Genomic DNA, 23582 nt, shown 5'->3' on the forward strand with positions numbered 1-23582 from the left:
TTGGAGGAGGAATATATGTTTTATTTGTTCTTCTTGGTTGGAGATTATGATTTTAATTATCTAAAACAAACAGTTACTGAAATATTGTGTAATGGCGAGATAATAACTGACTCAAATGTAGAACTTGAGGTGATAACTGATGGATTTAACGTAAGTATTACAGAAGGCGGAGATGGTGTGAAATTTCGAAGTGAGGATTATGAATTGAATTTCAAATATAAGATGTGGTTTGATATCTATAGTGATCATTCTAACGGAATAAATGAATTAATGAAATTTATAGGAAGTATTATGATTAGATTGGATGGCGAGTGCTTATTGGAATCGAATGGAGATACCCCTATAATGATAAGAAGAGATAATATGGTTGTTGTTGATGATAAGGGGTTGTCAGGGACTGAAAAGTTCCCATTTCATGAATTGAGATTAGAGTATCAAGAAAGTAGCATTAATTAGCCTTGTATAACACTAATATTCCCCCAATAAGTTTTTTGTACAATAATATGTGAATAGTATAACCTGAACAATTATAAAGCGTTACATGAAACAGGTCATTTATGGTCAGTAATCACCATGATTGACCTGTTTTTTTGTTTTCCTCTAAGGGGACGGGTAAAGTTATAGGAAATAGGGCAGTATTGGACAAAATGTCATCCATGTCTGCCATGTATAAATCTAATTTGGCATATGATTGTTCTGAGATCGCAGAGGATTTAGCTCAAGCTGCCGGAGGTAAGGGGGAAATTTTCACAATAAAACCCTTAGAAAAATTCGGGACTATAAAAGTTGAAGAGTACGGGGAGATGAAAATCTTTATTTATCATACTGTATACTCAGATGGTAAGTATATTTATGATCCCCGTCTTAGCGATAAGCCTATACCAATCAAGGATTATATGGATAATATAAGCAAAGGTAGTGACGGACAGATTTTAGTAATTAAGCAGACATTAAAGTGAGGGCGAAAAAATGACATTGAAAAGTATATATTTAATGGAAAAAGAAGAAGTGGAGTTACAAGATTTAATGGCGTATACTCTCGCTAAATTAGGTTCATTTGAATGGTACAGAACGTCAATGTATACCCCTAGTAATATTTATGATGCTCCTGCAGGTTTTTACTTTAGATTTCACGAAAATAACGAAATGTATGAGTTATTAGGTAATTGTATCGAAACTTATCACGGTAAACTTAATTGGTGCATTCATCCAAGTCATAACACAAGACACAAAAACTATATTATTGAGCCAATTATGATTTACGAAGTAAAATTGAAAAAAGAATATTTGGAAAACTATAATTTAAGAGAAATTCTTAAAGAGAGTTACGAAAGTTTATGTGAACAGGCAATTAATGATATTCCTCTTTTATGTAATCACATTGAAGACTGGTTTCGATTAGAAAAGAAACGACCTTATCTACCGACACTTCCTCAATAGAATTAAATGTTTGTTTTCGATGAAGAATTAGCAGGTGATATCAATTAGTGAGACGGATTGTCAAGCCAAATCCGACAACTCAATAATAAAAGTTTCATGCACGGTTTTCCATCCGAGACAATTTCGAGGACGATCACACTAATTCCTCTTCCGAAGCGTCTTCGAAATCATAGGCTTTGGGATAGAACTCTCGCAGTAGCCCGTTCGCATTTTCATTGGTGCCTCAATTCCAGGATAAATAAGGGGCGGCAAAATATAGGATAGCATTGACTTCATATGCGTATATTATCTCTAATTTTTAAAAAATATCGCTGGGGCTAACTAGTGCCGAATAAACCTATAATTCATCCAATAATAATTATAACCCAAGCAACAAAATGGCATTGCACTGAAGTGCCTGGGAAAATGCAATTAGTGCCTTTTGTTATTCACAATATCACAACTCATAATGGCGGTAGGTCTAATGGTATGTGAGCATATGCGCCGAGATAAGTGAGGAAACGATTATGCAGATGAAAGCAAAGTCAATTATTTATCCATTACCTTCAGATCAGCTATTATCAAAAGAAGAAGGTTTCTGGAGGGTACAATTACCATCAGATTATAAAGAGTTTATTAAAATATATAATGGGGGCAGTCCAGAAAAACGGTCTTTTAGTTGTAATGGTCATAATTATTTAGTCACTAGATTTCTTTGCATTCTGGAGGACCCAACAAAAAATGAATATGGAATATTTGATATTGATGCTACAAAATCTCAGCTTGATGAAAGATTAGTTGACGATGAAGACTTAATAGGAGTTGCATTATTACCAGTTGCTGTACTGTTTTCTGGTGACTTTCTATGTTTGGATTTTCGTGAGTCTAGAAATAGTCCTGATGTTTGTGTGTGGGATCATGAAAATTCTGGAGAATTTGACCTAGTAAGTTACCATGTTGCAGATAGCTTTAAAGAGTTTTTGGCAATGTTAGCCGAATAAAAATGAGTAATGCTCTGACTCCTTACTCATATTCATATAAGCTTATTTACAATTCCAACAATAGCTAACAAACCAAAAACTAAAAAAATCGGTGGACTTTTAAAAAGCTTATTCCAACTTGAATCATGAGTTAGGAATGAGCTTTTTTATTGCTGAAAAATAAAATTCACACTGATTATGAGCAGAAGTACGATTGAAGTAAGAATCACAAAAGCAAGGTGGAGCACATTGGTGCAAAAGAAGCCTATGATATGGAAGAACCGTTTATTCTATAAGCGAAAAATTTTTGCGGATACATGGTGCGAATGTGAAGCTCACATAAAAACCCTAGGGGATTCGCACCTCAAATATTGTAGAAAATTGTCGAATCCGAGTCATTTCAAGAAAAGTCAAGATTTGACCTAGATTTTTTTGGTCTTATATTTATTGAAAAAAGAGGTGATTGATGCCATGATGGGATTAATTACTTGTATTTTCGCTGTCGCACTCCGTATGGAGTGCGTGGATTGAAACTCCAGAAAAAAACGAAACGATCCATTCGCAACTTGGTCGCACTCCGTATGGAGTGCGTGGATTGAAACAAGCGACGGTTAGCGGCGCTAAAATGACGGGTAGTTGTCGCACTCCGTATGGAGTGCGTGGATTGAAACTGTTACAACAGCTGCGAATCCGGGGGACTCATCGGTCGCACTCCGTATGGAGTGCGTGGATTGAAACTGTACTTACTGGCTCACCGCAAGCAAGTACCTCTGGTCGCACTCCGTATGGAGTGCGTGGATTGAAACCACGTTTTTTGCGTTTAAATACTCGTGGCAGTATTGTCGCACTCCGTATGGAGTGCGTGGATTGAAACGGCAAGCAGACCTTTGCGGCTGCTAGCATCAAAGTCGCACTCCGTATGGAGTGCGTGGATTGAAACACGCCCCTGCTTATGCGCCACCTCTAAGCTCGTGCGTCGCACTCCGTATGGAGTGCGTGGATTGAAACACCACGTCCATATTTACGGCGGTCAAAGATTGGAGTCGCACTCCGTATGGAGTGCGTGGATTGAAACGTCATACATCTTGCGTGGACAAATCTTACCAGAGTCGCACTCCGTATGGAGTGCGTGGATTGAAACACTTTCCTTCATTCCTTGACCACCTGCCAAAAGGCGTCGCACTCCGTATGGAGTGCGTGGATTGAAACTAGCTATCCCGCATCCATGACAAGCCTTCCAACAGTCGCACTCCGTATGGAGTGCGTGGATTGAAACAACGCGCAAAAAGCATCGCTCGAAAGTAATTACAAGTCGCACTCCGTATGGAGTGCGTGGATTGAAACGCCTCCATGTCATACTGGTCTAGGTTATACGTCTCGTCGCACTCCGTATGGAGTGCGTGGATTGAAACACAAAAGCCCTGCGATCTATTTCGCGGACTATAAAGTCGCACTCCGTATGGAGTGCGTGGATTGAAACTTTATCAATAATCTCCCGAACCCATGATTCGGACAGGTCGCACTCCGTATGGAGTGCGTGGATTGAAACACAAAATTCGAACTCTATTTCTTACACCGAGAAGGTCGCACTCCGTATGGAGTGCGTGGATTGAAACTCTCAAGCTCTGCCTAAAGATTTTGAACATCAGGTCGCACTCCGTATGGAGTGCGTGGATTGAAACCAGAGGTCAGGCGGTGCATACGTCAGTTTGACGTCGTCGCACTCCGTATGGAGTGCGTGGATTGAAACAGTTCCTTGACCAAATCCTTGACGCCGTCTTTTAATGGTCGCACTCCGTATGGAGTGCGTGGATTGAAACGCCGACTCCATCAATGAAGACAGGCGTTATTAAGTCGCACTCCGTATGGAGTGCGTGGATTGAAACCCCCGATAAGCATTGCCTCGTAAAGCAAAATCAGGTCGCACTCCGTATGGAGTGCGTGGATTGAAACCGTTAATTGTCGCTTTCACGGTTACTCTCCCCCAAGTCGCACTCCGTATGGAGTGCGTGGATTGAAACTAAAGTTTTGATGGCAGGATGTCTTTTTTCGTGGTCGCACTCCGTATGGAGTGCGTGGATTGAAACGTCTGTTAGCGTGTCTAGCGCCCCATCAATGTCTGTCGCACTCCGTATGGAGTGCGTGGATTGAAACAACGTGACTATGTAGTCGACGATGATGAATTTAAGTCGCACTCCGTATGGAGTGCGTGGATTGAAACATGGTCATTGCTTTGATAATGGCTTATACGTGCGTCGCACTCCGTATGGAGTGCGTGGATTGAAACACCGCCCGTCACGGCCGCACGGTACGGCTCTGGAAGTCGCACTCCGTATGGAGTGCGTGGATTGAAACTCCCCCCTCATCACACATGGCCATTGGCCACTCAGTCGCACTCCGTATGGAGTGCGTGGATTGAAACGATTTATTGAACGCGATGACAAAATCTCTCTATCGTCGCACTCCGTATGGAGTGCGTGGATTGAAACATAGCGAGAAGCTTGTTTTGGAACGTAGCTCATTGTCGCACTCCGTATGGAGTGCGTGGATTGAAACTGTACTTACTGGCTCACCGCAAGCAAGTACCTCTGCGTCGCACTCCGTATGGAGTGCGTGGATTGAAACTTACCTGATGAATGTAAGTGCCAATGAACCATTTGTCGCACTCCGAACGAAATACGTGAATTGATACGCCTCCCGAACGACTACAAATCCGAGTTACTAAGCGCACATTCATTTAAATTGAAAAAAACAGGCTGTTTCCGCGTCGTATCCTCCACGCGGAAGCAGCCTATTTTTACTAAAAGCCTCTATTTATTCCACCGTCATCGTCTTCTTCAAAAGCTCCTTCATCATCTGCGCAGCCTTCACCTTGACGCTGAGGCAAGGTGAAATTTCCACGGAGTAGCGACCGCTTTGCAGCTCTTCGCGCAGCTCGGTGGCAGTGCGGCATTCCCGCTCCAGCACGTTCCATACGCTGCCGAACTGGAGCGGCTGATGGGAGTCGCTGCCTGCGCAGGCGGGCAAGCCGATTTCAGCCGCAAGCTGGCGAACCTGATCGGCCATGGCGGGGCCATATTGATACAAGTCCTTCGCGTTAATGTCCAACGCGTGAAGCCGCATCAGCTGCTCGGCCGCGTACTGCGTGAGCGGATTACTCTCCCGCATCGGATGCGCGCCAATCCGCAGTACAGGAGCACCCTCCGTACGATCCATCAGCTCGGAAAAGGGGATAAAGCTGCCTTTTTCCGCATAGGGCTCCAATTGCTGGCGCAATTCCCGCAGGTACAAGCGATTGCCTATGATTAAAATATGCCCGCGCTCTGCAACATCTACCTCCATGCCCGTAAACACCTTCAGTCCATTCACATCATAATAATCGTCCTGATAGGCGAAGGCTGCGTCAAGCTGATCCAGCATATCGGTATAATTCAGCGTGTTAAAATGCTCGGTCAACGCAATGGCGTTTAGACCATTTTCAATTGCTTCAGCCGTCATGGCGGCGAAATAGTCGAGCGAAAAATGTGTTTTTTTCGATAGCTTGCCGTGGGTGTGCAAATCAAGATTCATCATATAGCTGAGGTCTCCGTTTCCGTTTTGATAGTCAATTTTATAGTGAAAAATGCTGTCCTGCTACCGCCAGCACAATCATATAGCAGAGGGAGCAGCCGAGAAATACAAAGTCCAATGGGCGAATGCGCAAATAGGCGAGCTTCAGCTTCTTCGCGTCCGGGCTGACTAAGGAATAAGTAAAGCCGCGCACCTCCAGCGCTTCAACCGTTGTGCGGGTGCGCTTCGCCGTATTCAGTATGAGCGGATAAAAGGCGCGGACGCTAATCGTCGCCAAGTAGACGAGGGAGCGCCAGCCGAAAATCCCTTTCCGCTGCGGCGAGCGTCCACGAAGGCGGAAGGAATGAATAATGTTGTGATATTCCTCGATTAGAATCGGCAGCATTCGGTAGCCATACGATACGCCGAAGCTGAACTGCGCCGGCATGCCCAGACTGAGCAGCGCGTCGCTCAGCTTCTCGGGGTCCATGCTGGAGAATACAGCAATGCTGGCGAGTGAAATGAGCAATATTTTCAGCGTAAGTGTCATGAGGGGCCAGAAGCTGGCGAGACTTCCGCCGAAGAGCAGCGAACCGAGCAGAATGTAGCTGATTTCGCTGACGAGCCCAATGCCCATAATGATGAGGACGAGCGGGCTGACCTTGGAGGACAAGGTGAGCGCGACGATTGGCACGAGCAGCCCCAGCAAAATGAATTTGTTATGAATGAACCATGGCGCTATAGCGAAAAAAGAATACCAGATGATGAGAATCCTCGGGTCGAAGCGCGATAAAAAAGTAGATTGGCGGCCGAAGGCGGTGCGCATCAGCTCGATTTTGATTTGCTCGACGCTGAGCTTGTCGATCAAATTTTGTTTAATGGCTTCCACTCGTGATGGCCTCCTCTCTAGGCAGCTGCTCTGATGCGTCCGCAGATGCGGCCCCAGTCAGGCGGCAATGCAATTCGTCAACGGACAGACAAGGCGGCTCCAGGCCGAGCCGATCGCTGAGCAGCGTAATTTGCGGCGGAATGAGTCCGGCCTGTTCCAATACGTGAAGCTCGCGGAACAAGGAACGCGTATCTGTATCCAGCAGTACCCGGCCACTATGCATCACGATGACGCGATTTGCCCATTCGGCAACAAGCTGCATATCATGGGTGGCGATCAGCGTCGCCTTGACCTGATCCTCCAGCTCGGCAAGCATGGCGGTCATTTCGCGCCGGCTTGAAGCATCGAGACTGGCCGTCGGCTCATCGAGCAGCATCACCGTAGGACGCATCGCGAGGCCAATCGCAAGGGTAGCTCGCCGCTGCTGCCCGCCGCTTAACAATCTGCCATCACGGTCCTGAAGCTCGGTGAGCCGCAGCCGCTCCAGCACTTCATCGGTAAAGGCTGAATATCCCGCTTTATTTCGGGCTTTCGGGAAAAACTCCACATCCTTGCGCACCGAATCCTCAATAAACATTTCCTCCGGATGCTGATAGATGAAGGAGACGAATTCAGACAGCTGCTCGGGCGAATGGCGCTTCGTTAAGCGGCCGCAAACGGTGAGCTCGCCCTTATTTGGACGGCGAATGCCGGAAATAAGCTTAAGCAGTGTCGATTTGCCCGCTCCATTGTTGCCGACGAGCGCAATTCGCTCGCCCTCGTAAATCGAGAGATTCAGATCGCGAATAACAGGATGCAGTGCTCGCGTTATCGTTTTGTAGCCGTAGGATACATGCTCGAAGCGAATCAACTCTTGCGGTGATGCCGCAGCCTTAGCCAGCACTGAGCTTGAATTGGCGGAATGGCTGAGCGCTTGCGAATCCTGCTTTTCTATAAACCCAGCCTGCTTAGTAGAATGATAAGCGGCTTGCAACTGATTAGCTTTTTTGGCACCAGCCACTGCTTCCGCATCATTCTGAAAATAAACCGCAGCCTCCGCCAGCGTAATCGGATATAGCGGAGCTGCTGCCGTTGCTGCCGCTGTTTGCCCGCGCCGGGCTTCCCAATTTCGCACCGCCAAGGTGACCTGCGGCGGCAAAATATTCAGCGCTGCCAATTCATCGACGCGGGACAGCGCCTCCTGTACAGGCTTGATCCAGCGGATGGTGCCGCTATCCATCAATACGACTTTATCGCAATAATCGGCAATAAATTCAGTATGATGCTCAATGACGATGATCGTTTTGCCGTATTGCTTGTTGAGCATGGCGAGCTTATCATAAATCAGCTTGGCATGATAAGGATCAAGCTGGGCGACGGGCTCGTCCACGATGATCACATCGGGATCAAGAGCGAGCGCTCCTGCCAGCGCAGTCATATGCTTCTGCCCGCCGCTAAGCTGCCAAATCCACTGGTCGCGCAAAGGCTCAAGACCAAGCATAGCGAGCGCCCTTTCGCCGCGCTGGCGATAGTCCGCATAGCCGTAATTAAGCGGTGCGAAGCAGGCTTCATCGTACACAGTCGGACGCACGAGCTGATTTTCAAAATCCTGAAAAACGTAAGTCACCTTCCGCGAAAGGGAGGACACCGTTTCGTTTGCGGCATCCATGCCAGCTACCCGAATCGAGCCGCTCAAATCGCCAACATAATAATTAGGGATAAGCCCGTTCAAGCATTTGCAGAGCGTCGATTTGCCGCTCCCATTCGTCCCGGCGATGGCGATAAATTCGCCAGGCTGAATCGTCAGCTTTATATCGTGCAAAGCCATCCCCTCAGCGCCTGGATATTGAAAGCAAACGTCGTTCATTTCAATAATAGGAGCTGTAGCCGCAGCGGCAGCAACTCGTGGGGTCATCGTTGCGGCGTTATGATGCTGTAGGTTGCTCAAAGCTTCATATCCCCCGGCTTCTGGACGGTTTTTGCTTTGGAACGCATCGCGAATGCAACGGTGACCAGCAGAACGAGCGCTGCGGCACCGATGCTCACCCACATATAGCCGCTGCCATATTGCTCAATAAATTCCGGCTCCCAGACGGCGAAGTTTATATCTGACTCGGCCAGAAATTCGGCGACGACCGCAAGGAAGAAAAAGCAAATGCCCGTAATGAGCAAGCGCGGCGTCATCAGCTGTCCAAGCGAGAGCGGAACCCGGCTGTCGCGCGGCTTCATGCCGAGCAGCGGCTCGATTTTTCCATAGAGTCTTGGTACGAGAAACAGCGTTGGCAGCAGGGAGAAGAAGATGCCGGTAATGACCATGGCGTTCAGGAAGCTAAGGCCTTCAATGAGCAAAATGCTTTCTGGCAGCCCCGGCACCGCTTCAAATTCCTCAATCCCAAACCAAACTTTGCCGACATCGACAATCGTGCCGAGCATTTGATCAATGCCTACTGCAACGAAGGAAGCTAAAGCAAGCTGCTTGCGGTTGCGGGGGTCGCTGACGAGCAGTCCGGCAACATACATGGCGAGGGAGAACTCAATGAATTTTTCCAGCTCCCCGAGTCCGCCGAATTGCCCGAGCAGCAGCTCTCCGAAAATAATCTCCCCGAAGGAAGCGCCAAGCGCGGCATACAGCGGGTTGAACAAAATACATAAAGTGAGCGGGATAAAGGCAAAATATTCGACCTTGATTTCAATCGGCCCAAGCTTGAGCTCGGGGATAAGCTCGGAGAACATATTGGAAATGCCGTAAAGCGACATAGCCAGTATGAACACCATAAGCTTCTGGGATTGCGTCAATTCGTAACGGCGTTTAAGCGCGGATGTCACGTTTAATTCCTCCTAAGCAAAATGGGATTGAGGCGAAATTCGCTTCGCCTGCCTCAGTGCAGCAGCGAACTCTTTTTCAATATATAGAGGAACTGTTAACGCATCATCAACGAATTATTTCGTTTGTGTAAAATAATTTTCATAAATTAATTTGTGATAAAAAACTTTCATAAAGCTGCAGCGAATGCTATACTGCTGATGAAAGCCTGCTTTTGAGGCACAGGCACAGGCACAGGATCAGGCACAGGCACAGGGAGGGCACATCATGGTACCGATTAATATCAAAATGGATTTGGACAAAATGTCAAAAAGCCAGCAGGCGATAGCCAATTATGTAGCGGGCGCGCTTGCGCAAATTCCCTATTGCACGGAGGAGGACATTGCGCAGGCGGTTGGGGTCAGTACGGCGACCGTTTCGCGTTTTTGGGCTACGATTGGTTTTGCCAATTTGAAGGCCTTCAAGAAGTATTTGCTGCAAAATGAACATGCTACCCCTGCTCATAAAATGAAGCAGATTTTAAATAAGGTCGATTCGGAAGCGGCCGATGTTGTGGGCGAAATATTAGACATAGCTGCAAATAATGTTGCGGTCACGAAGCAGCGGGTGGAGCGGGCAGCGTTTCATCAGACGGTGGAGGCCATTCATGCTGCGCGTAAAGTTTATATTTTTGGCTCGGGGGCGGCGGTCTGTCTCGTTGCGCTTCTGCAATTCCGCCTGAATCGGATCGGCGTGCAGGTGATGGCGATGGAGGCAAGCGGCAGCGAGCTGTTTGAAACGTTGTCTCACGCTGGGGAAGAGGATGTCGTGCTGATGTTTGGCTTTGTCAGGCGGTCGGCGGAGCTGACGGTTATTTTGGAGCAGGGCAAGGCGGCGGGTTATCGAACGGTGCTGGTCACGGATTTGCTCGTCTCGGATATGCTGGAGCAGAGTGATATTGTGCTGCAATTGGATCGAGGGGAGCTGGAGGGCTTTCATTCGATGACGGCTCCCGTTGCATTGGTGGATGCTTTGACGGTAGCTGTGACGAAGCGGCAAGGCCAGCACGCGCTTAATCAGCTGGATCGGCTCCATGCGCTGCGCAAGCGCTATGCTGCGCAGCTTCCGAAGTAGGAGACTACTAGCAAGCTTCGTGTTGGTATAGCTGCCTTTTTCTACGAGGGGTTTTATTCTTTATTCTCTTTATTGTCTTTGTTATTAAAATAGGCTTTCCTGCGGCGATAGACGATATGGGCTAGATTCAGAATACCCGTCACGATGGCTAGAATAGAGGGGAGTATTTGAAGGAAGGTCGGTAATGTGGCTCCGTTGCCAACGGGGCCTGTTTTCGGCTGCAAGGCTTCCCAATAGCCAAAAAGTATAGCGGTAAAACCGACAAAAATTAAAAATAGCGACAGCACAAGAACTAATTTTTCTTTTCTCATCGCAATTTCCCCCCGGGTACAAGGATCAGCCTGCAAAAGCGCGCAGCAGCCTTTTATATACTCCTTACTACGAAAACACACCCTAAAATGTTACAATTTACAAAGAAGCTGTCTTTTAGACACTTATGCACGCATGGGTAAATGTGGATTTTTAAGGAAAGGCTGAATCATAATGAATCAAATTGACTATGAGGCTTTTTATAATGAGGTTGGAGCGAGCAATGGCTGGGATTTCAGCAGGCTGAAGTGTATGTCGGAGGAAGCGAAGTGGGACTTGTATCAGGAGGTCGTCAAGCTTAGCCGAAAAACCGATCTTCTGCTCGATATTGGTACAGGCGGCGGGGAAGCTATTTTATCAATTGCGGACTGTGCCCTGCTGCTGGTGGGCATTGATTTATCTACAGGCATGGTCGACACCGCAATGAAAAATATTACGAAGTCCGGGCGCAGCAACGTTCGCGTCCTGCCAATGAATGCGGACAAGCTGGATTTTCCAGACCGCTTCTTTCAGATTGTTTCTTGCAGGCATTCCGCCTTTAATGCGCAGGAGGTAGCTCGTGTGCTGGAGAACGGCGGTACATTTCTGACGCAGCAAGTGAGCGAGAACGATAAGCTTAATCTCAAGCAGGCGTTTGGAAGAGGGCAAGCCTATGGGGAGATGCCAGGCTCGCTCAAGGAGCGGTATATATTGGAGCTGACGGAAGCTGGCTTTACGAAGATTGAGGTTATGGAGTGGAACGTCGCGGAGTTTTATGAGACGGCGGCGGATTTGATTTTTCTGCTTAAGCATACGCCGATTATTCCGAATTTTGGGCGGCAGCCGGAAGATTTTGAGCGATTAGAAGCGTTCATTAGGGACAATAAGTCGGAAAGAGGCATCAAGACGAACGCAGAGCGGTTTATGATTAAAGCACAAAGGTAGAAGCAGGGGGCACAAAGGTGAGAGAACAGCAGTTGATCAACAGTCAGAAAAGGCCAATTACGATAAACAACATCGTTCAGGATTTGCGAAGATTAGGCGTTCGAGAAGGCGATTCCGTGCTGGTGCACGCCTCCTTGTCGCGCTTGGGCTGGGTATGCGGCGGGCCGCAGGCTATGGTGCAGGCGCTTATGCAGGCGGTTGGGGATGAAGGCACGTTAATTATGCCTGCGCAAAGCGGAGATTGGAGCGATCCCGCCGAATGGGGCAATCCGCCGGTTCCAGAGGAGTGGTATGAGACGATTTATCGGGAGCTTCCGGCTTTCGATCCGGCTTTGTCGCCAACGCGGGGAATGGGGCGAATTGCCGAGCTGTTTCGCACGTTTCCGGCTACGGTGCGTTCAGCGCATCCGCAGGTTTCTTTTTGCGCCAATGGCAAGTATGCGGAGCTTATTACATCTGAGCATATGCTAAGTCCGCAATTTGGCATGGCGTCACCACTTGGGAAGCTGTACGGCTTGGGCGCCAAGGTGCTGATGCTGGGGACGGGGTATGAATCCTGCACAAGCTTTCATCTGGCTGAAGCGATGAGTGAGCGTCTTCCGACGAAACAGCTGGGAACCGCTATTTATGAAGGGGACGAGCGAGTATGGAAATGGTTTACGGATTTCGCCTATGACTCGGCAGATTTTGCACAGATTGGGCAGTGCTACGACTATGAAGGCTCCGTGCAAAAAGGCGCGGTAGGCAGCGCCGAGTGCCGGCTTTTTGATCTGAAAGAGGCAGTTGATTTTGCCAAGCAGTGGCTGATGATCCATCGTTCGATGGAGTGAAAAAAGGTTATGCCGATGCAGGTGCGAATCGGAAGCTCCCATAAAAACCCTAGGGGATTCGCACCTCAAAATTTGTCGATTCATGACGAAAAAGAAGGGCTACGGGAAAAGTCAATACTTTGTTTAGACTTTGTTCGTATGGATGATCTTGAAAATATATACAATTGATGCCATGATGGAATCAATTGTATGTATTTTCGCTGTCGCACTCCGTACGGAGTGCGTGGATTGAAACCCCCTTAAACTTATTGATAAAGTAAATTTGGCCGTCGCACTCCGTATGGAGTGCGTGGATTGAAACTAGGCAAGCCCGTTGATGCCGGCGAGCTGCGTGCCCGTCGCACTCCGTATGGAGTGCGTGGATTGAAACCTTCGTCATACGGGATACCCCCATCTTGGTCATAGTCGCACTCCGTATGGAGTGCGTGGATTGAAACAAGAGGCGGCAGCGCTGAGGGGGCGTATTGACGGTCGCACTCCGTATGGAGTGCGTGGATTGAAACTGCTGAAAGATCGGCATGTTGCAGGTTCCTACATCGTCGCACTCCGTATGGAGTGCGTGGATTGAAACTGGCAGGAAGTCAGGCAGGTGATAGGGTGTTTGAGTCGCACTCCGTATGGAGTGCGTGGATTGAAACATCGCCCGTGGTGGCCGCTGCTGTTTTTGCACAAGTCGCACTCCGTATGGAGTGCGTGGATTGAAACTTCGCGACGTCCAGTGCGGTTACTTTCGACATTTCGTCGCACTCCGTATGGAGTGCGTGGATTGAAACATCCAGCGCGTCATCTAACCGCCGATCCCAACGCCGTCGCACTCCGTATGGAGTGCGTGGATTGAAACAATCACATTGACATTGTCGGAAGCGTCCAAGTCAGTCGCACTCCGTACGGAGTGCGTGGATTGAAACGCCGCTAGCTTGAGGTGCTTTAACAAACAGAATAGTCGCACTCCGTACGGAGTGCGTGGATTGAAACGATAGCCCTTGCGTGATATCTCGAATATGCCGCGTCGCACTCCGTACGGAGTGCGTGGATTGAAACCCTGTTGGGGAAGCGTAGGGTACAAGCGTACCCGGTCGCACTCCGTATGGAGTGCGTGGATTGAAACGATATGCTGAAGTGGATGCCGTGGATTGAAACTCTATCGTAAACCAGGCGCAGTGTTGGTGTTTGAACGTCGCACTCCGTATGGAGTGCGTGGATTGAAACATTAATTGGAAGAACGGAAAAGGGATTATTAAGCGTCGCACTCCGTATGGAGTGCGTGGATTGAAACGTATGGGAAAGCATACCTGCGGCTTTTTTTATTGTCGCAATCCGTATGGAGTGCGTTGATTGAAACAAGTGTGAGGTTGCTGGCGCTGCCGTTAATTAAGTCGCACTCCTCACGGAATGCACAGATTAATTCACAAGTAGCCAAGGAGGACATCCATGAAATATTGCACAAAAGAATGGTATGAAGAAATGCAGATTGCCGGGATAATGTGCATATATGAGACAAGAAGAAGAATGGGAGGAGTACCTCGCCTATTTTCGCTCAGAAGGCATAGACTATTTACAATCACAGCGCGAATGGTTAGAAGAAAAGAAAGAACACCTGCTAAAATACCTCCCCGAAGCCTTCCATCCCTACATACACGACGGCACGTTGAACACGATTTACCCGCCTCCTGAATTGAAGGAAATGGCGAAGCAGTGGAAGCAAGACTATGATGATCGCATGCGAAAATTGGCTGAGACCTACAACAGCTATTATAAATCGATTAAAAATGAGCTTCCGCCCAATGCGGTCAAGCTATTCGAAAATACGCTTCACGATGCCAAAGTTATCTCTTACGATCGGCTCGATGAAGCAACGTTTATTCTATATTTAGACTGTCGCGGCTCTTATCATTATTTTACGGATATTAAAATCACGTTTTACGGAGTCAAGCATTTGGAGCTTCCGGATCTTCCTGAAAATATGTGGTGGCTGTACGATGAAATTTACACGATTGACGGTGGCTTTGAGCTCAGAGTGCTGCTGGATTCGCTAAAAGCGTTCATTATTTCCGATGTCGATGTAGAGATTGAAGTATTAGGCGAGCCGCAAAGCCGATAGCTAAAAGAGCCTATTTAATTTTCAAAAAAAGGATCGTGAGAGCATGAAAACGATATATCTAGTCCGTCATTGCCAAGCAGAAGGCCAAGAGCCTGACGCTCCATTAACAGCAGTTGGAATAGAGCAAGCGCAGCAATTGGCTGCTTTCTTAGCAAACAAGCAGATAGAAGGAATCATTTCGAGCCCTTTTGAGCGGGCTTACCGCACCATTTCTCCATTAGCTGATGCCGCTGCCCTGCCTATAAAGCTGGATGAGCGGTTAACCGAGCGAGTTTTATTAGGTCAAAATCATCCAGACTGGCGCGAAATGCTTCGTCAAACCTATGAGGACATGGATTTATGCTACGAGGGTGGGGAATCCAGCCGTACCGCTACAAATCGGGCCGTTCAAGTCGTTACCGAGGTGCTGAATAGCAGCTGGAAAAATACCGTAATCGTCTCACACGGCAACCTCATTTCGCTGCTGCTCAAGCATTTGGATCAGGCAGTCGGATTTGAGGAATGGGAAGCCTTATCCAATCCCGACGTGTACGAGCTTTCCTTCACCGATGCGGCTTCCAGCTTCAAGCGAATTTGGATGCCCTGACAACGCATAGCGTTAAAAGCCAAAAATCCCTTGAGCACATACAAGCGCTCAAGGGATTTTCTCGTTAAAGCGGGTGATAACAGCTTTGCTAAATGCAGCGTGCGGCCGCCCTTATTTTTTCGCGTAAAAGCTTACCGTTCCCGTGCTCTCATCCGCGCTGACAAACAAGCTGCGTCCTTGTACGCGGTGAATGCCTTCCGGCGATTCTCCGGCCGTTGGAATCAAGCCGAGGTAGACAGGGCTGGCAGCATTAGCGATATCGAAAAATAAAATTGCATCCGCGCGTTCCGACGCTACTGCGGCAAGGGCTGTTCCGTCGACTGTCGCGACGGTCAGATTTTCGACCTCGCTGCCTTTGTTCGGACTGCGGTCATCGGGATACAAGCCGACTTTAGCTGTCGCCTCGTCAATCAGGTTCGCGCTGTCGTATACCCGCTTGCCCTCCAAATCCCATACCGCGATGTTGCGGCCGCCGGCCTTCACGCCGTCTTTAAATTCATTTTTGCCCAAGTCGCCTTCATTGGCGGTCAGCACGTATTTGCCATCTGGCGAAAACGCAATGCCATCCGGCTCATAACGGGCGGTCAAATCCTGCGTAAACCGCACATTCCCATCGTCCTCTAAATCGGCTTTGTGCTGCGTCGTACCGAGCGAGAAAATCCGAAGGAGCTTTTTCGTTTTTAAATCGACAATCGCGATGGCGTTGTTTTCCTGCATCGTAACCGCTGCGGTTGCGCTATCCGAGCTGATTGCCACATATTCCGGCTGCGGATCATGCGGATAAATCGCTCCCTCTACATCGTCCAAAGGAGTAGCAATATCCACAACCTCGCCCTTCAGCGGGTCGCCGCCTGCAAAAGTAACAATCATTATGCTGCCAGGGCGCTTCGCATTTTTAAAATCGATTTCATCCGCAGCTTTATCAATCTCCTCATCCTCAATCGCGATCACGGCATTCAGCCCGTCCGGCGAAAGCGCGATGGAATCAGGGCCGATGCCAAGCTCATATGTTTTTACGGTTTTGTAGGTAGCCAAATCGACTACGGCAAGCAGCCCTTTGTTCGCTTTGTTCACATCATCGCCCGTGCGGATGACTGCCAGTCCATAGCTGCCGTCCTTGGATACGGTGACGCTGGTCACTTCCGCATCTGCGGAAAGGTCGTGGAAGCTGACGGTTTTCAGCACGCTCACTTTGTTAATGTCCGCGATGTCCAGCACAGAAATGCTGCCATTGTCCGCTTCAGTAACGAGCAGGCGCTTGCCGTCTGGCGTAGAAGCGGCGATTTCAGCTTTTTCGCTTGGCATTTGGAAGGAGGCGGCGAGCTCAAAGCCGGTTTTATTTTGCTGCTGAACGAGCTGCGCCTTCAGGCTGTCCAGCGCTTTTTTGGAAACATAGGTTGTGCTTTTCGTTAAAAGAGAAGGGCTTCCAATTTCAATTGCGGCACCGTTAATCGTAGCGGAAGAAGAGCCGATCGGGAACGAGGCTTTTAAACCGCTTACCGTAATTTCAGCGCTGCGGCTGGCGGCGTCCCATGTTACTTCGCCTTGCATATTTTCGATCGCTTGGCGCAGCTTCACATAATCGCCAGCGGGCGCATCAGCAGCGAGAGCGGCAGGGGCGAAAGCGCCCGTCCCGGCAGCGAGCATCGTCGCGACTGACATCATTTGAACAAGTTGCTTAACCGTTTTCATAAGCTTACAAATCCCCTTTATCCTTTTTTAAGATCGTATGTAGAATCGTTCTAAGTATATAAATAGATTGTTAAAGGCAGATCAAGGGACGGAGCTAGTTTTGTAAAAACAGCGAAAAAGCAGCTTCCAAATAAGGGAAGCAACGATATAATAGAATCCGCCTGTCTGGTTTTCGCGGCTGCTGCTGGCAGCGCTAATGGATATTTATGAAGCGTGGCATCAGCAATTAAAGCAGCGCAACGAACCCTTTTATTTAAAAATATGGCTGTATGATCCGGGTTTCATATCCTCGCAGGTGGTTGCGGCGAGTGGCGAGCAGCTGCATTATTATGATCACGCATTTGAGCAAAATACGATGATGCAGGCTAAAGCAGACGAACGTCTCGCTAAGCTTCCTGTGCTGCACAAAATCAAAGGCGTGGAGCGTTTTGCTTGGCAGCTCCATATAGATGCCGAGTTTCATTATGAGTCCGAGCTAGACGATGATCTGGCATCAGGATTTCGAACGGAGCGGGAAGTTAAACGTATTAAGAGCAGAGCTTATAATGTGGAGAAGCAGCAATGGGGTGGACAACCAGATACGTTATACAAGCTGCAAGCTGGTGATGTATGGGTAGGAGAAAGGCGGTATGGACAGGCGATGAATCCGAAGGATAATCAAGAGAAACATCAAGAAGACCAACTAGAAGACCATCAAGAGCAACAGGCGAACGAGGCAATTCTATTAGCTGCCGAGCAGTTCGTCAGGCAGACGCTGGAGCGAGAGTACACGGGACACGATTGGCAGCATATTCGCCGGGTTACACAGATGGCAAAGGCGATTGCCCGCGAGGAGCAGGCGGATTTGTTCCTGTGTGAGCTGGCGGCGCTGCTGCATGATATCGCGGATGTTAAGCTGAACACTAGCGAAGCCGCAGGCTTGCAGAAGGTGCGGAGCTGGCTGGAGCACAATAATGTCCATCCACAGGATGCCGCCCATGTAATGGAAATCATATCGACGATGTCCTTCAAGGGCGGCGGAGGCAAGGCGATGAGCACACTGGAGGGCGAGATTGTGCAGGATGCCGACCGGCTCGATGCGATTGGCGCCATTGGCATTGCGCGAACGTTTGCTTATGCGGGCGCGAAGAGCCATCTGCTGCATGATCCGAATGTGCGGCCCCGCACGGAAATGACGGAGGCGGAATACCGGTGCGGCGAAGCGACGGCGGTGCACCATTTTTACGAGAAATTGCTTAAGCTGAAGGATTTAATGAACACTTCCTATGGGAAAAAGCTTGCCGAAACGCGGCATCAGTTCATGCTAGCCTATTTGGAGCAGTTTTATGCCGAATGGGATAGCCAGTGCTAACCATAAGTTGACATTACAAATTCATATATGGTATATAAAAATTAGGATTAGCACTCAGGCGTGAAGAGTGCTAAACTAGACTTAGCCTTACGCAGCCTAATAATGATGATTATTGAAGGGAGATTTATTCGTGGCCAAGAAACAGTTTAAAGCGGAATCGAAGAGATTGCTGGAAATGATGATTAACTCCATCTATACGCAGAAGGAAATCTTTTTGCGCGAGCTGATCTCCAATGCTAGTGATGCAATTGATAAAATCTACTACAAAGCATTATCCGATGATCAATTGGTATTCAATCAGGCGGATTATTATATTAAAGTAACGGCGGATCAAGAGGCGCGCACGCTGACGATTGCCGATACAGGTATCGGAATGACCAAGGAGGACCTGGAGAACAATCTCGGCATTATTGCCAAGAGCGGCTCGCTGGCCTTCAAGAACGAAAATGAAGCAAAGGACGGCCATAACATTATCGGCCAGTTCGGCGTTGGTTTTTATGCGGCGTTTATGGTGGCGGACGTTGTAACGGTAACGAGCCGTGCCCTCGGCAGCGAGGAAGCGTTCAAATGGAAATCCGAAGGCGCAGACGGCTACACGATTGTGCCGGCTACGAAGGATACCGTCGGAACCGAAATCGTGCTGAAAATCAAAGACAATGCGGAAGAAGTCAGCTACGACGAGTTTTTGGAGCAATATCGCCTGCGTGCAATTATTAAGAAATATTCCGATTTCATTCGTTATCCGATCAAGATGGATGTTGTCGGACAACGTCCGAAGGAAGACAGCGAAGGCGAATTCGAAGAGTATTCCGAAGAGCAGACGATTAACAGCATGGTGCCGATCTGGCGCAAAAATAAAAACGAGTTGACGCAGGAAGACTACGACAACTTCTATATGGAGAAGCGTTATGGCTTCGACAAGCCGCTTAAGCATATCCACATCAGTGCAGACGGCGCGGTTGTATACAACGCGATTCTCTACATTCCAGAGCATACGCCGTTCGATTATTACACGAAGGAATTTGAGAAAGGCCTTGAGCTGTACTCCAATGGCGTACTCATTATGGACAAGTGCTCCGATCTGCTGCCGGATTATTTTGGCTTCGTGAAAGGGATGGTTGACTCGGAGGATTTGTCGCTGAACATTTCCCGCGAGCTGCTCCAGCATGACCGCCAGCTGAGCCTCATTGCCAAAAACATCAAAAACAAAATTAAAAGCCAGCTTGTGAGCCTGCTCAAAGACGAGCGCGACAGCTATGAGAAGTTCTACAAAGCTTTCGGCAGACAGCTGAAATTTGGCGTCTACAACGATTACGGCGCCAACAAGGATACGCTGCAGGACTTGCTGCTGTTCAGCTCCTCCAAGGAGAAAAAGCTCGTATCGCTCGATGAGTACGTAGAGCGCATGCCGGAAGATCAGAAGTACATTTATTATGCTTCGGGCGCATCCATTGATCGCATTGAGAAGCTGCCGCAAACGGAAATGGTATTGGACAAAGGGTACGAAATTTTGTACTTCACGGATGATATCGACGAATTTGCGATTAAAGTGATTTTGAAATACAAGGATAAAGAATTTAAATCCGTATCCAGCGGCGATCTTGGCATTGAAGCGGATCCGAGCGAGGAAACGACAGAGGCGGAAGCGACTGACAACAAGGATCTGTTTGAGAAAATGCAAACGATTCTCGAAGGCAAAGTATCCGGTGTTCGCGCTTCGAAGCGCTTGAAATCGCATCCGGTATGTTTGACCTCGGAGGGCGAAGTGTCCATTGAGATGGAGAAAATTCTTCAAGCGATGCCGGACAGCCAAAATGTGAAAGCGGACAAGGTGCTCGAAATCAACGTCAACCACGAGATTTTGCAGTCGCTCAAAACCGCTTTCGCCAGCGATGAAGAGAAGCTCGGCCTGTACACGAACCTGCTGTACAACCAAGCGCTGCTCATTGAAGGTTTGCCAATTCAAGACCCGGTTGAATTTACGAACGCAATGTGCAAAATCATGGTGTAACAGCCATAAGCATGCTTAAGAGGGCTTTCCCTAGAGCAGCGTTAAGCTGCTTTAGAGAAGGCCCTCTTTTTTATAGATGCGTTCTGTATATTTGGTGATGGCTTCATCGTAGTCGGGATATGCATACCCAAAGCTTGCTGCCACGGTTTTAGAGTATTTTCTAAACAGCTCATAGCAGGTGAATAGAGACTGCCACATGTTGGGGTAGCTATTTTCAGCATAAGTAGAAAGCAGCGCTTCCCAATCCTCTTCTGAAAGGTAACGGTTAATAAATTTAAAGTTTTTCCCGACGCTAAAGGAATAGCCTTGCTCTATGCCAATTTGCCAAGCCATCATTCGCAGTAAATTAGGACGGGCAATTTCGCTTAAATGATCAATCGCGAATAGAATTTCTTCCCTCGCCAGGCCTTTTACAACGTAAGTAGAAACCATCCAAAATTCATTGCAGCAATCGTCAAATTCTTTTGCGGTTGGCGGCTTCGTCCAATATTGACGGTCAGTTGGGAGCACTTCATTTTGCACAAGCGACTGTTTATCAAGCAGCACTTCAACTAAACCGTCGCTGTTCGTAAAATAATCTTCTATCTCGTCGATTGGAATTAGCGTCAGGTCGAGCTTATGCCCATCTTCAAAAATAATGAGATAGGAAAACCAATTGCCTAATTCGGGCGGGAATAGCTCCATATCCTCAGGCTTCTGCATCATAATCCGTTTTCCGAAGCTGTTCAGCCAATCCTCATTTTCCTTGAAAGCCTCCATATCGGTCACAAAATAGGAAACATCAAAATCCTGAAATAGATCAGGGACGATGTTTTTGTTGGTGCGTGAGCCTTCGAGCGTTGCAAGTACAATTCTCGAATCATTGGCAGCAAAATCGATAAGCAGCTTCATCATTTCCTGTTCGCTTCTCAATGGTAGAATACTCCCTTCTAAATTTGTCGTTCCATTTGTTATATAATTTTTATAAAGAAAATTCTATTTTCATTATAGCTTACAGCTGCTTAGGCTACAGCCTGCCAAAAAAGGAATCAGCTGCAATCACAATAGAACCGTTGCCTATTCTCAAGTATTCCGTTATAGTTAAACTAATTTCATACGAAATGCGGGTGCTGGATAAAGTCTGGCTGAGATAGGGAACTTGTTTTCCTGACCGTTAATCTGATCCAGGTAATGCTGGCGTAGAGAACATAACGAAACGTAGCCATTCGTGTATTCTCGAATGGTTTTTTTGTATTTCTCCGAAGAAAAACGCGGTTTTGTCTAGGGCGGTGTTTTGGACGAGCTGCGAGCATTGCTTTCCTTCAGGAAAGGGGAGAAAGTAGATGACAGAAGCGTGGATTGAAGCATTGCAGCAGCAGGTGGATGAGCGCCAGGATGAGCTGTTCGCACTGTTAGCCGAGCTGGTGGCGTATCCAACCGTCAGCCCTCCGGCACGCAATACGCTGGAAGCCCAGCAGTTTTTGGAGAAGCAGCTGCAAGCGAGCTGTTTTGCAACTGAGCTGTGGGAGGTTTACCCGGGCGATCCAAACGTGACAGCGGTAAAACGGGGCACCGATAGCAAGCGTTATCGCAGCCTGCTGCTCAATGGGCATATGGATGTTGCCGAGGTGGGCGACAGCGGCGGCTGGAAGCATGATCCGTTCAAGCTGTTGCTGGAGGATGGACGCGCCTATGGGCGTGGAACCGCCGATATGAAAGGCGGGCTTGCGGCATTGCTGTTTGCAAGCAAGCTGCTGACCGAAGCGGGTGTGGAGCTGAAGGGGGATTTGCTGTTCCAAGCCGTTATTGGCGAGGAAGCGGGTGAGGCAGGTACTCGCGCTTGTATGGAGCGCGGCTGCGAAGCGGATTTCGCCATCGTCGCCGATACGAGCGGGCTGGCGATTCAAGGACAGGGCGGCGTTATAACCGGCTGGGTTACCTTGCAAAGCCCGGAGACGTTCCATGATGGCATGCGTTCGCGCATGATCCATGCCGGAGGCGGCGTTCAAGGAGCCAGCACGATTGAGAAAATGGCAAAGCTGATTGCCGGGCTTCAAGATTTGGAGCGCCACTGGGCCGTGAGCAAATCTTATGAAGGTTTTCCTCCCGGCTCCAATACGATTAATCCTGCGGTCATTGAAGGCGGGCGCCATGCCGCTTTTATCGCGGACCGCTGTTCGCTTTGGATTACGGTTCATTTTTACCCGAATGAAGATTATGAAACGATAGCGTCCGAGATTGAAGAGCATTTGCTTGGCGTGGCGCAGGGCGATCCGTGGATGCGCCACAATCCGCCAACCTTCCGCTGGGGAGGGCGCTCGATGATAGAGGAGCGCGGCGAAATTTTCCCTTCGCAGGAGCTGAACCGGCAGTGGTCGGGGCTCAAGGTGCTGGAGCAAAGCCATCAGCAAGTGCTTGGCGTACTGCCTGCGGTTGGCATGAGTCCAAGCGTAACCGATGCGGGTTGGATCGGCAGGGAAGGCATCCCGACGGTCATTTATGGTCCAGGGCAGCTGGAGCATGCCCATGCGGTAGACGAGAGTATCGACATCAACGAGCTCATTTATTATACAAAAGTAATACTCGGCTTCATCGTCGACTGGTGCAACCGCCCGAAAGCGGAAGCGGAGAGCAGCGTGTAGTGAGTAGAGAGTAGTGAGTAATGAGTAGCGTGCAGTGAGTAGAGAGTAGTGAGTAGTGAGTAGTGAGTAGTGAGCAGCGAGTAGCGTGTAGTGAGTAGCGTGCAGTATGCAGCATTTAGTGTGTAGTGTTCATTATGTAGCTTGTAGTTGTCGAGCGGACAGAGAAGCCGTTAATTTGTGAAAATCAACGATTTTGCCTTGTTCGCGGACTCAGATGCAGTTATTGGCTGCAAAAATCCTATAAAGTCCCCGTTTTTCATGGAATAGCGGATTTCCTGTCCGCGAACAAGAATAAAGTGGCCAAATCGCTGAAATAGCGGATCTCCTGTCCGCGGAGACGTCAAAATCGGCTAAATCGACCAAATCGCGGATATAGCGGAACGTCAGTCCTCGAACATAAGTCG

General features: G+C 48.4%; 20 protein-coding genes, 1 pseudogene and 2 CRISPR repeat arrays. Of the genes and pseudogenes, 13 read left to right on the forward strand and 8 right to left on the reverse strand.

The genetic code is table 11. The annotated features are described in order from the left end of the window. The first annotated feature begins 15 nt into the window (after window positions 1-15). From AC50X8_RS13790 to AC50X8_RS13800, 3 genes are all read left to right on the forward strand, one after another. Window positions 16-456, forward strand: a complete 441-nt coding sequence (locus AC50X8_RS13790; protein WP_494880105.1) for a hypothetical protein — start codon at window positions 16-18, stop codon at window positions 454-456. A 182-nt stretch (window positions 457-638) separates the two neighbouring features. After that, entirely contained in the window at window positions 639-959 is a 321-nt protein-coding gene (locus tag AC50X8_RS13795) for a hypothetical protein (RefSeq protein WP_494880106.1), read from the forward strand. Window positions 960-969: 10 nt separating this feature from the next. Further along, window positions 970-1440, forward strand: a complete 471-nt coding sequence (locus AC50X8_RS13800; protein WP_494880107.1) for a hypothetical protein — start codon at window positions 970-972, stop codon at window positions 1438-1440. A gap of 60 nt (window positions 1441-1500) precedes the next feature. On the opposite strand, the pseudogene AC50X8_RS13805 reads toward AC50X8_RS13800, so the two are convergent. Next, a pseudogene (locus AC50X8_RS13805) lies at window positions 1501-1699 on the reverse strand (IS30 family transposase); the annotation flags it as partial. 65 nt (window positions 1700-1764) lie between these two features. Here AC50X8_RS13805 and AC50X8_RS13810 point away from each other — a divergent pair. Together AC50X8_RS13810 and AC50X8_RS13815 are read left to right on the forward strand one after the other, a co-directional pair. Then, the gene (locus AC50X8_RS13810) at window positions 1765-1914 is read left to right on the forward strand and encodes an HNH endonuclease (RefSeq protein ID WP_494880108.1); all 150 of its coding nucleotides are present in this window, start codon (window positions 1765-1767) and stop codon (window positions 1912-1914) included. 32 nt (window positions 1915-1946) lie between these two features. After that, complete coding sequence (locus AC50X8_RS13815; protein WP_494880109.1) at window positions 1947-2420, forward strand: SMI1/KNR4 family protein; 474 nt, start codon at window positions 1947-1949, stop codon at window positions 2418-2420. Between the two features lie 480 nt (window positions 2421-2900). Then, a CRISPR array of direct repeats spans window positions 2901-5024; the repeat unit is 33 nt; unit sequence GTCGCACTCCGTATGGAGTGCGTGGATTGAAAC. Between the two features lie 189 nt (window positions 5025-5213). On the opposite strand, the gene AC50X8_RS13820 is transcribed toward AC50X8_RS13815, so the two are convergent. The 4 genes from AC50X8_RS13820 to AC50X8_RS13835 are packed head-to-tail and all read right to left on the reverse strand — an operon-like array spanning window position 5214 to window position 9642. Further along, window positions 5214-5972 carry a PHP-associated domain-containing protein gene (locus AC50X8_RS13820; protein ID WP_494880110.1) on the reverse strand — a complete coding sequence of 253 codons (759 nt, stop codon included), beginning with the start codon at window positions 5970-5972 and terminating at the stop codon, window positions 5214-5216. 37 nt (window positions 5973-6009) lie between these two features. Beyond that, on the reverse strand, window positions 6010-6837 hold the full coding sequence (locus tag AC50X8_RS13825) for an energy-coupling factor transporter transmembrane component T family protein (RefSeq protein WP_494880111.1): 828 nt from the start codon (window positions 6835-6837) through the stop codon (window positions 6010-6012). Continuing rightward, window positions 6824-8764 carry an ABC transporter ATP-binding protein gene (locus AC50X8_RS13830; protein ID WP_494880112.1) on the reverse strand — a complete coding sequence of 647 codons (1941 nt, stop codon included), beginning with the start codon at window positions 8762-8764 and terminating at the stop codon, window positions 6824-6826. Before AC50X8_RS13830 ends, AC50X8_RS13825 begins: the two co-directional genes overlap by 14 nt. After that, window positions 8761-9642: a DUF8171 family membrane protein gene (locus tag AC50X8_RS13835; protein ID WP_494880113.1), complete on the reverse strand. Its 882-nt coding sequence runs from the start codon at window positions 9640-9642 to the stop codon at window positions 8761-8763. The genes AC50X8_RS13830 and AC50X8_RS13835 overlap by 4 nt, the downstream gene beginning before the upstream one ends. A 265-nt stretch (window positions 9643-9907) precedes the next feature. On the opposite strand from AC50X8_RS13835, the gene AC50X8_RS13840 reads away from it, so the two are divergent. Next, window positions 9908-10753 (forward strand): MurR/RpiR family transcriptional regulator, encoded by an 846-nt coding sequence (locus tag AC50X8_RS13840; protein WP_494880114.1) that lies wholly within the window; start codon window positions 9908-9910, stop codon window positions 10751-10753. A gap of 53 nt (window positions 10754-10806) precedes the next feature. Here the strand turns inward: AC50X8_RS13840 and AC50X8_RS13845 are convergent, their stop codons facing one another. After that, on the reverse strand, window positions 10807-11064 hold the full coding sequence (locus AC50X8_RS13845; RefSeq protein ID WP_494880115.1) for a hypothetical protein: 258 nt from the start codon (window positions 11062-11064) through the stop codon (window positions 10807-10809). Between the two features lie 172 nt (window positions 11065-11236). Between AC50X8_RS13845 and AC50X8_RS13850 the strand changes: the two genes are divergently transcribed. The 4 genes from AC50X8_RS13850 to AC50X8_RS13865 all read left to right on the forward strand — a co-directional run bounded on the left by AC50X8_RS13850 (window position 11237) and on the right by AC50X8_RS13865 (window position 15503). Beyond that, window positions 11237-11986 (forward strand): class I SAM-dependent methyltransferase, encoded by a 750-nt coding sequence (locus AC50X8_RS13850; protein ID WP_494880116.1) that lies wholly within the window; start codon window positions 11237-11239, stop codon window positions 11984-11986. A gap of 17 nt (window positions 11987-12003) precedes the next feature. Continuing rightward, window positions 12004-12816 carry an AAC(3) family N-acetyltransferase gene (locus tag AC50X8_RS13855; RefSeq protein ID WP_056035947.1) on the forward strand — a complete coding sequence of 271 codons (813 nt, stop codon included), beginning with the start codon at window positions 12004-12006 and terminating at the stop codon, window positions 12814-12816. Window positions 12817-13018: 202 nt separating this feature from the next. Beyond that, window positions 13019-14158: direct repeats of the CRISPR family, unit length 33 nt; unit sequence GTCGCACTCCGTATGGAGTGCGTGGATTGAAAC. Between the two features lie 150 nt (window positions 14159-14308). After that, window positions 14309-14917 (forward strand): DUF4085 family protein, encoded by a 609-nt coding sequence (locus AC50X8_RS13860; RefSeq protein WP_494880117.1) that lies wholly within the window; start codon window positions 14309-14311, stop codon window positions 14915-14917. Window positions 14918-14960: 43 nt separating this feature from the next. Then, complete coding sequence (locus AC50X8_RS13865) at window positions 14961-15503, forward strand: histidine phosphatase family protein (RefSeq protein ID WP_494880118.1); 543 nt, start codon at window positions 14961-14963, stop codon at window positions 15501-15503. Between the two features lie 111 nt (window positions 15504-15614). Here the strand turns inward: AC50X8_RS13865 and AC50X8_RS13870 are convergent, their stop codons facing one another. Beyond that, window positions 15615-17195 (reverse strand): choice-of-anchor I domain-containing protein, encoded by a 1581-nt coding sequence (locus AC50X8_RS13870; protein ID WP_494880119.1) that lies wholly within the window; start codon window positions 17193-17195, stop codon window positions 15615-15617. A 196-nt stretch (window positions 17196-17391) separates the two neighbouring features. Between AC50X8_RS13870 and AC50X8_RS13875 the strand changes: the two genes are divergently transcribed. Next, window positions 17392-18546 carry an HD domain-containing protein gene (locus AC50X8_RS13875; RefSeq protein ID WP_494880120.1) on the forward strand — a complete coding sequence of 385 codons (1155 nt, stop codon included), beginning with the start codon at window positions 17392-17394 and terminating at the stop codon, window positions 18544-18546. Between the two features lie 130 nt (window positions 18547-18676). Beyond that, on the forward strand, window positions 18677-20557 hold the full coding sequence (gene htpG / locus AC50X8_RS13880; RefSeq protein WP_056035932.1) for a molecular chaperone HtpG: 1881 nt from the start codon (window positions 18677-18679) through the stop codon (window positions 20555-20557). Window positions 20558-20608: 51 nt separating this feature from the next. On the opposite strand, the gene ant(6) is transcribed toward htpG, so the two are convergent. Next, entirely contained in the window at window positions 20609-21469 is an 861-nt protein-coding gene (gene ant(6), locus AC50X8_RS13885; protein WP_494880121.1) for an aminoglycoside 6-adenylyltransferase, read from the reverse strand. A 410-nt stretch (window positions 21470-21879) separates the two neighbouring features. Here ant(6) and AC50X8_RS13890 point away from each other — a divergent pair, with 410 nt between their 5' ends. Then, entirely contained in the window at window positions 21880-23178 is a 1299-nt protein-coding gene (locus tag AC50X8_RS13890; RefSeq protein WP_494880122.1) for an acetylornithine deacetylase, read from the forward strand. Window positions 23179-23582: the final 404 nt, after the last annotated feature.

It is taken from the genome of Paenibacillus sp. JT22N15 (genome assembly GCF_059383755.1).

Coding starts and splice junctions, on each gene's coding strand:
- AC50X8_RS13820 (WP_494880110.1), bottom strand. CDS start 5,972: ATGATGAATCTTGATTTGCACACCCACGGCAAGCTATCGAAAAAAACA.
- AC50X8_RS13815 (WP_494880109.1), top strand. CDS start 1,947: ATGCAGATGAAAGCAAAGTCAATTATTTATCCATTACCTTCAGATCAG.
- AC50X8_RS13875 (WP_494880120.1), top strand. CDS start 17,392: ATGGATATTTATGAAGCGTGGCATCAGCAATTAAAGCAGCGCAACGAA.
- AC50X8_RS13865 (WP_494880118.1), top strand. CDS start 14,961: ATGAAAACGATATATCTAGTCCGTCATTGCCAAGCAGAAGGCCAAGAG.
- AC50X8_RS13800 (WP_494880107.1), top strand. CDS start 970: ATGACATTGAAAAGTATATATTTAATGGAAAAAGAAGAAGTGGAGTTA.
- AC50X8_RS13850 (WP_494880116.1), top strand. CDS start 11,237: ATGAATCAAATTGACTATGAGGCTTTTTATAATGAGGTTGGAGCGAGC.
- AC50X8_RS13845 (WP_494880115.1), bottom strand. CDS start 11,064: ATGAGAAAAGAAAAATTAGTTCTTGTGCTGTCGCTATTTTTAATTTTT.
- AC50X8_RS13860 (WP_494880117.1), top strand. CDS start 14,309: ATGAGACAAGAAGAAGAATGGGAGGAGTACCTCGCCTATTTTCGCTCA.
- AC50X8_RS13890 (WP_494880122.1), top strand. CDS start 21,880: ATGACAGAAGCGTGGATTGAAGCATTGCAGCAGCAGGTGGATGAGCGC.
- AC50X8_RS13790 (WP_494880105.1), top strand. CDS start 16: ATGTTTTATTTGTTCTTCTTGGTTGGAGATTATGATTTTAATTATCTA.
- AC50X8_RS13840 (WP_494880114.1), top strand. CDS start 9,908: ATGGTACCGATTAATATCAAAATGGATTTGGACAAAATGTCAAAAAGC.
- AC50X8_RS13870 (WP_494880119.1), bottom strand. CDS start 17,195: ATGAAAACGGTTAAGCAACTTGTTCAAATGATGTCAGTCGCGACGATG.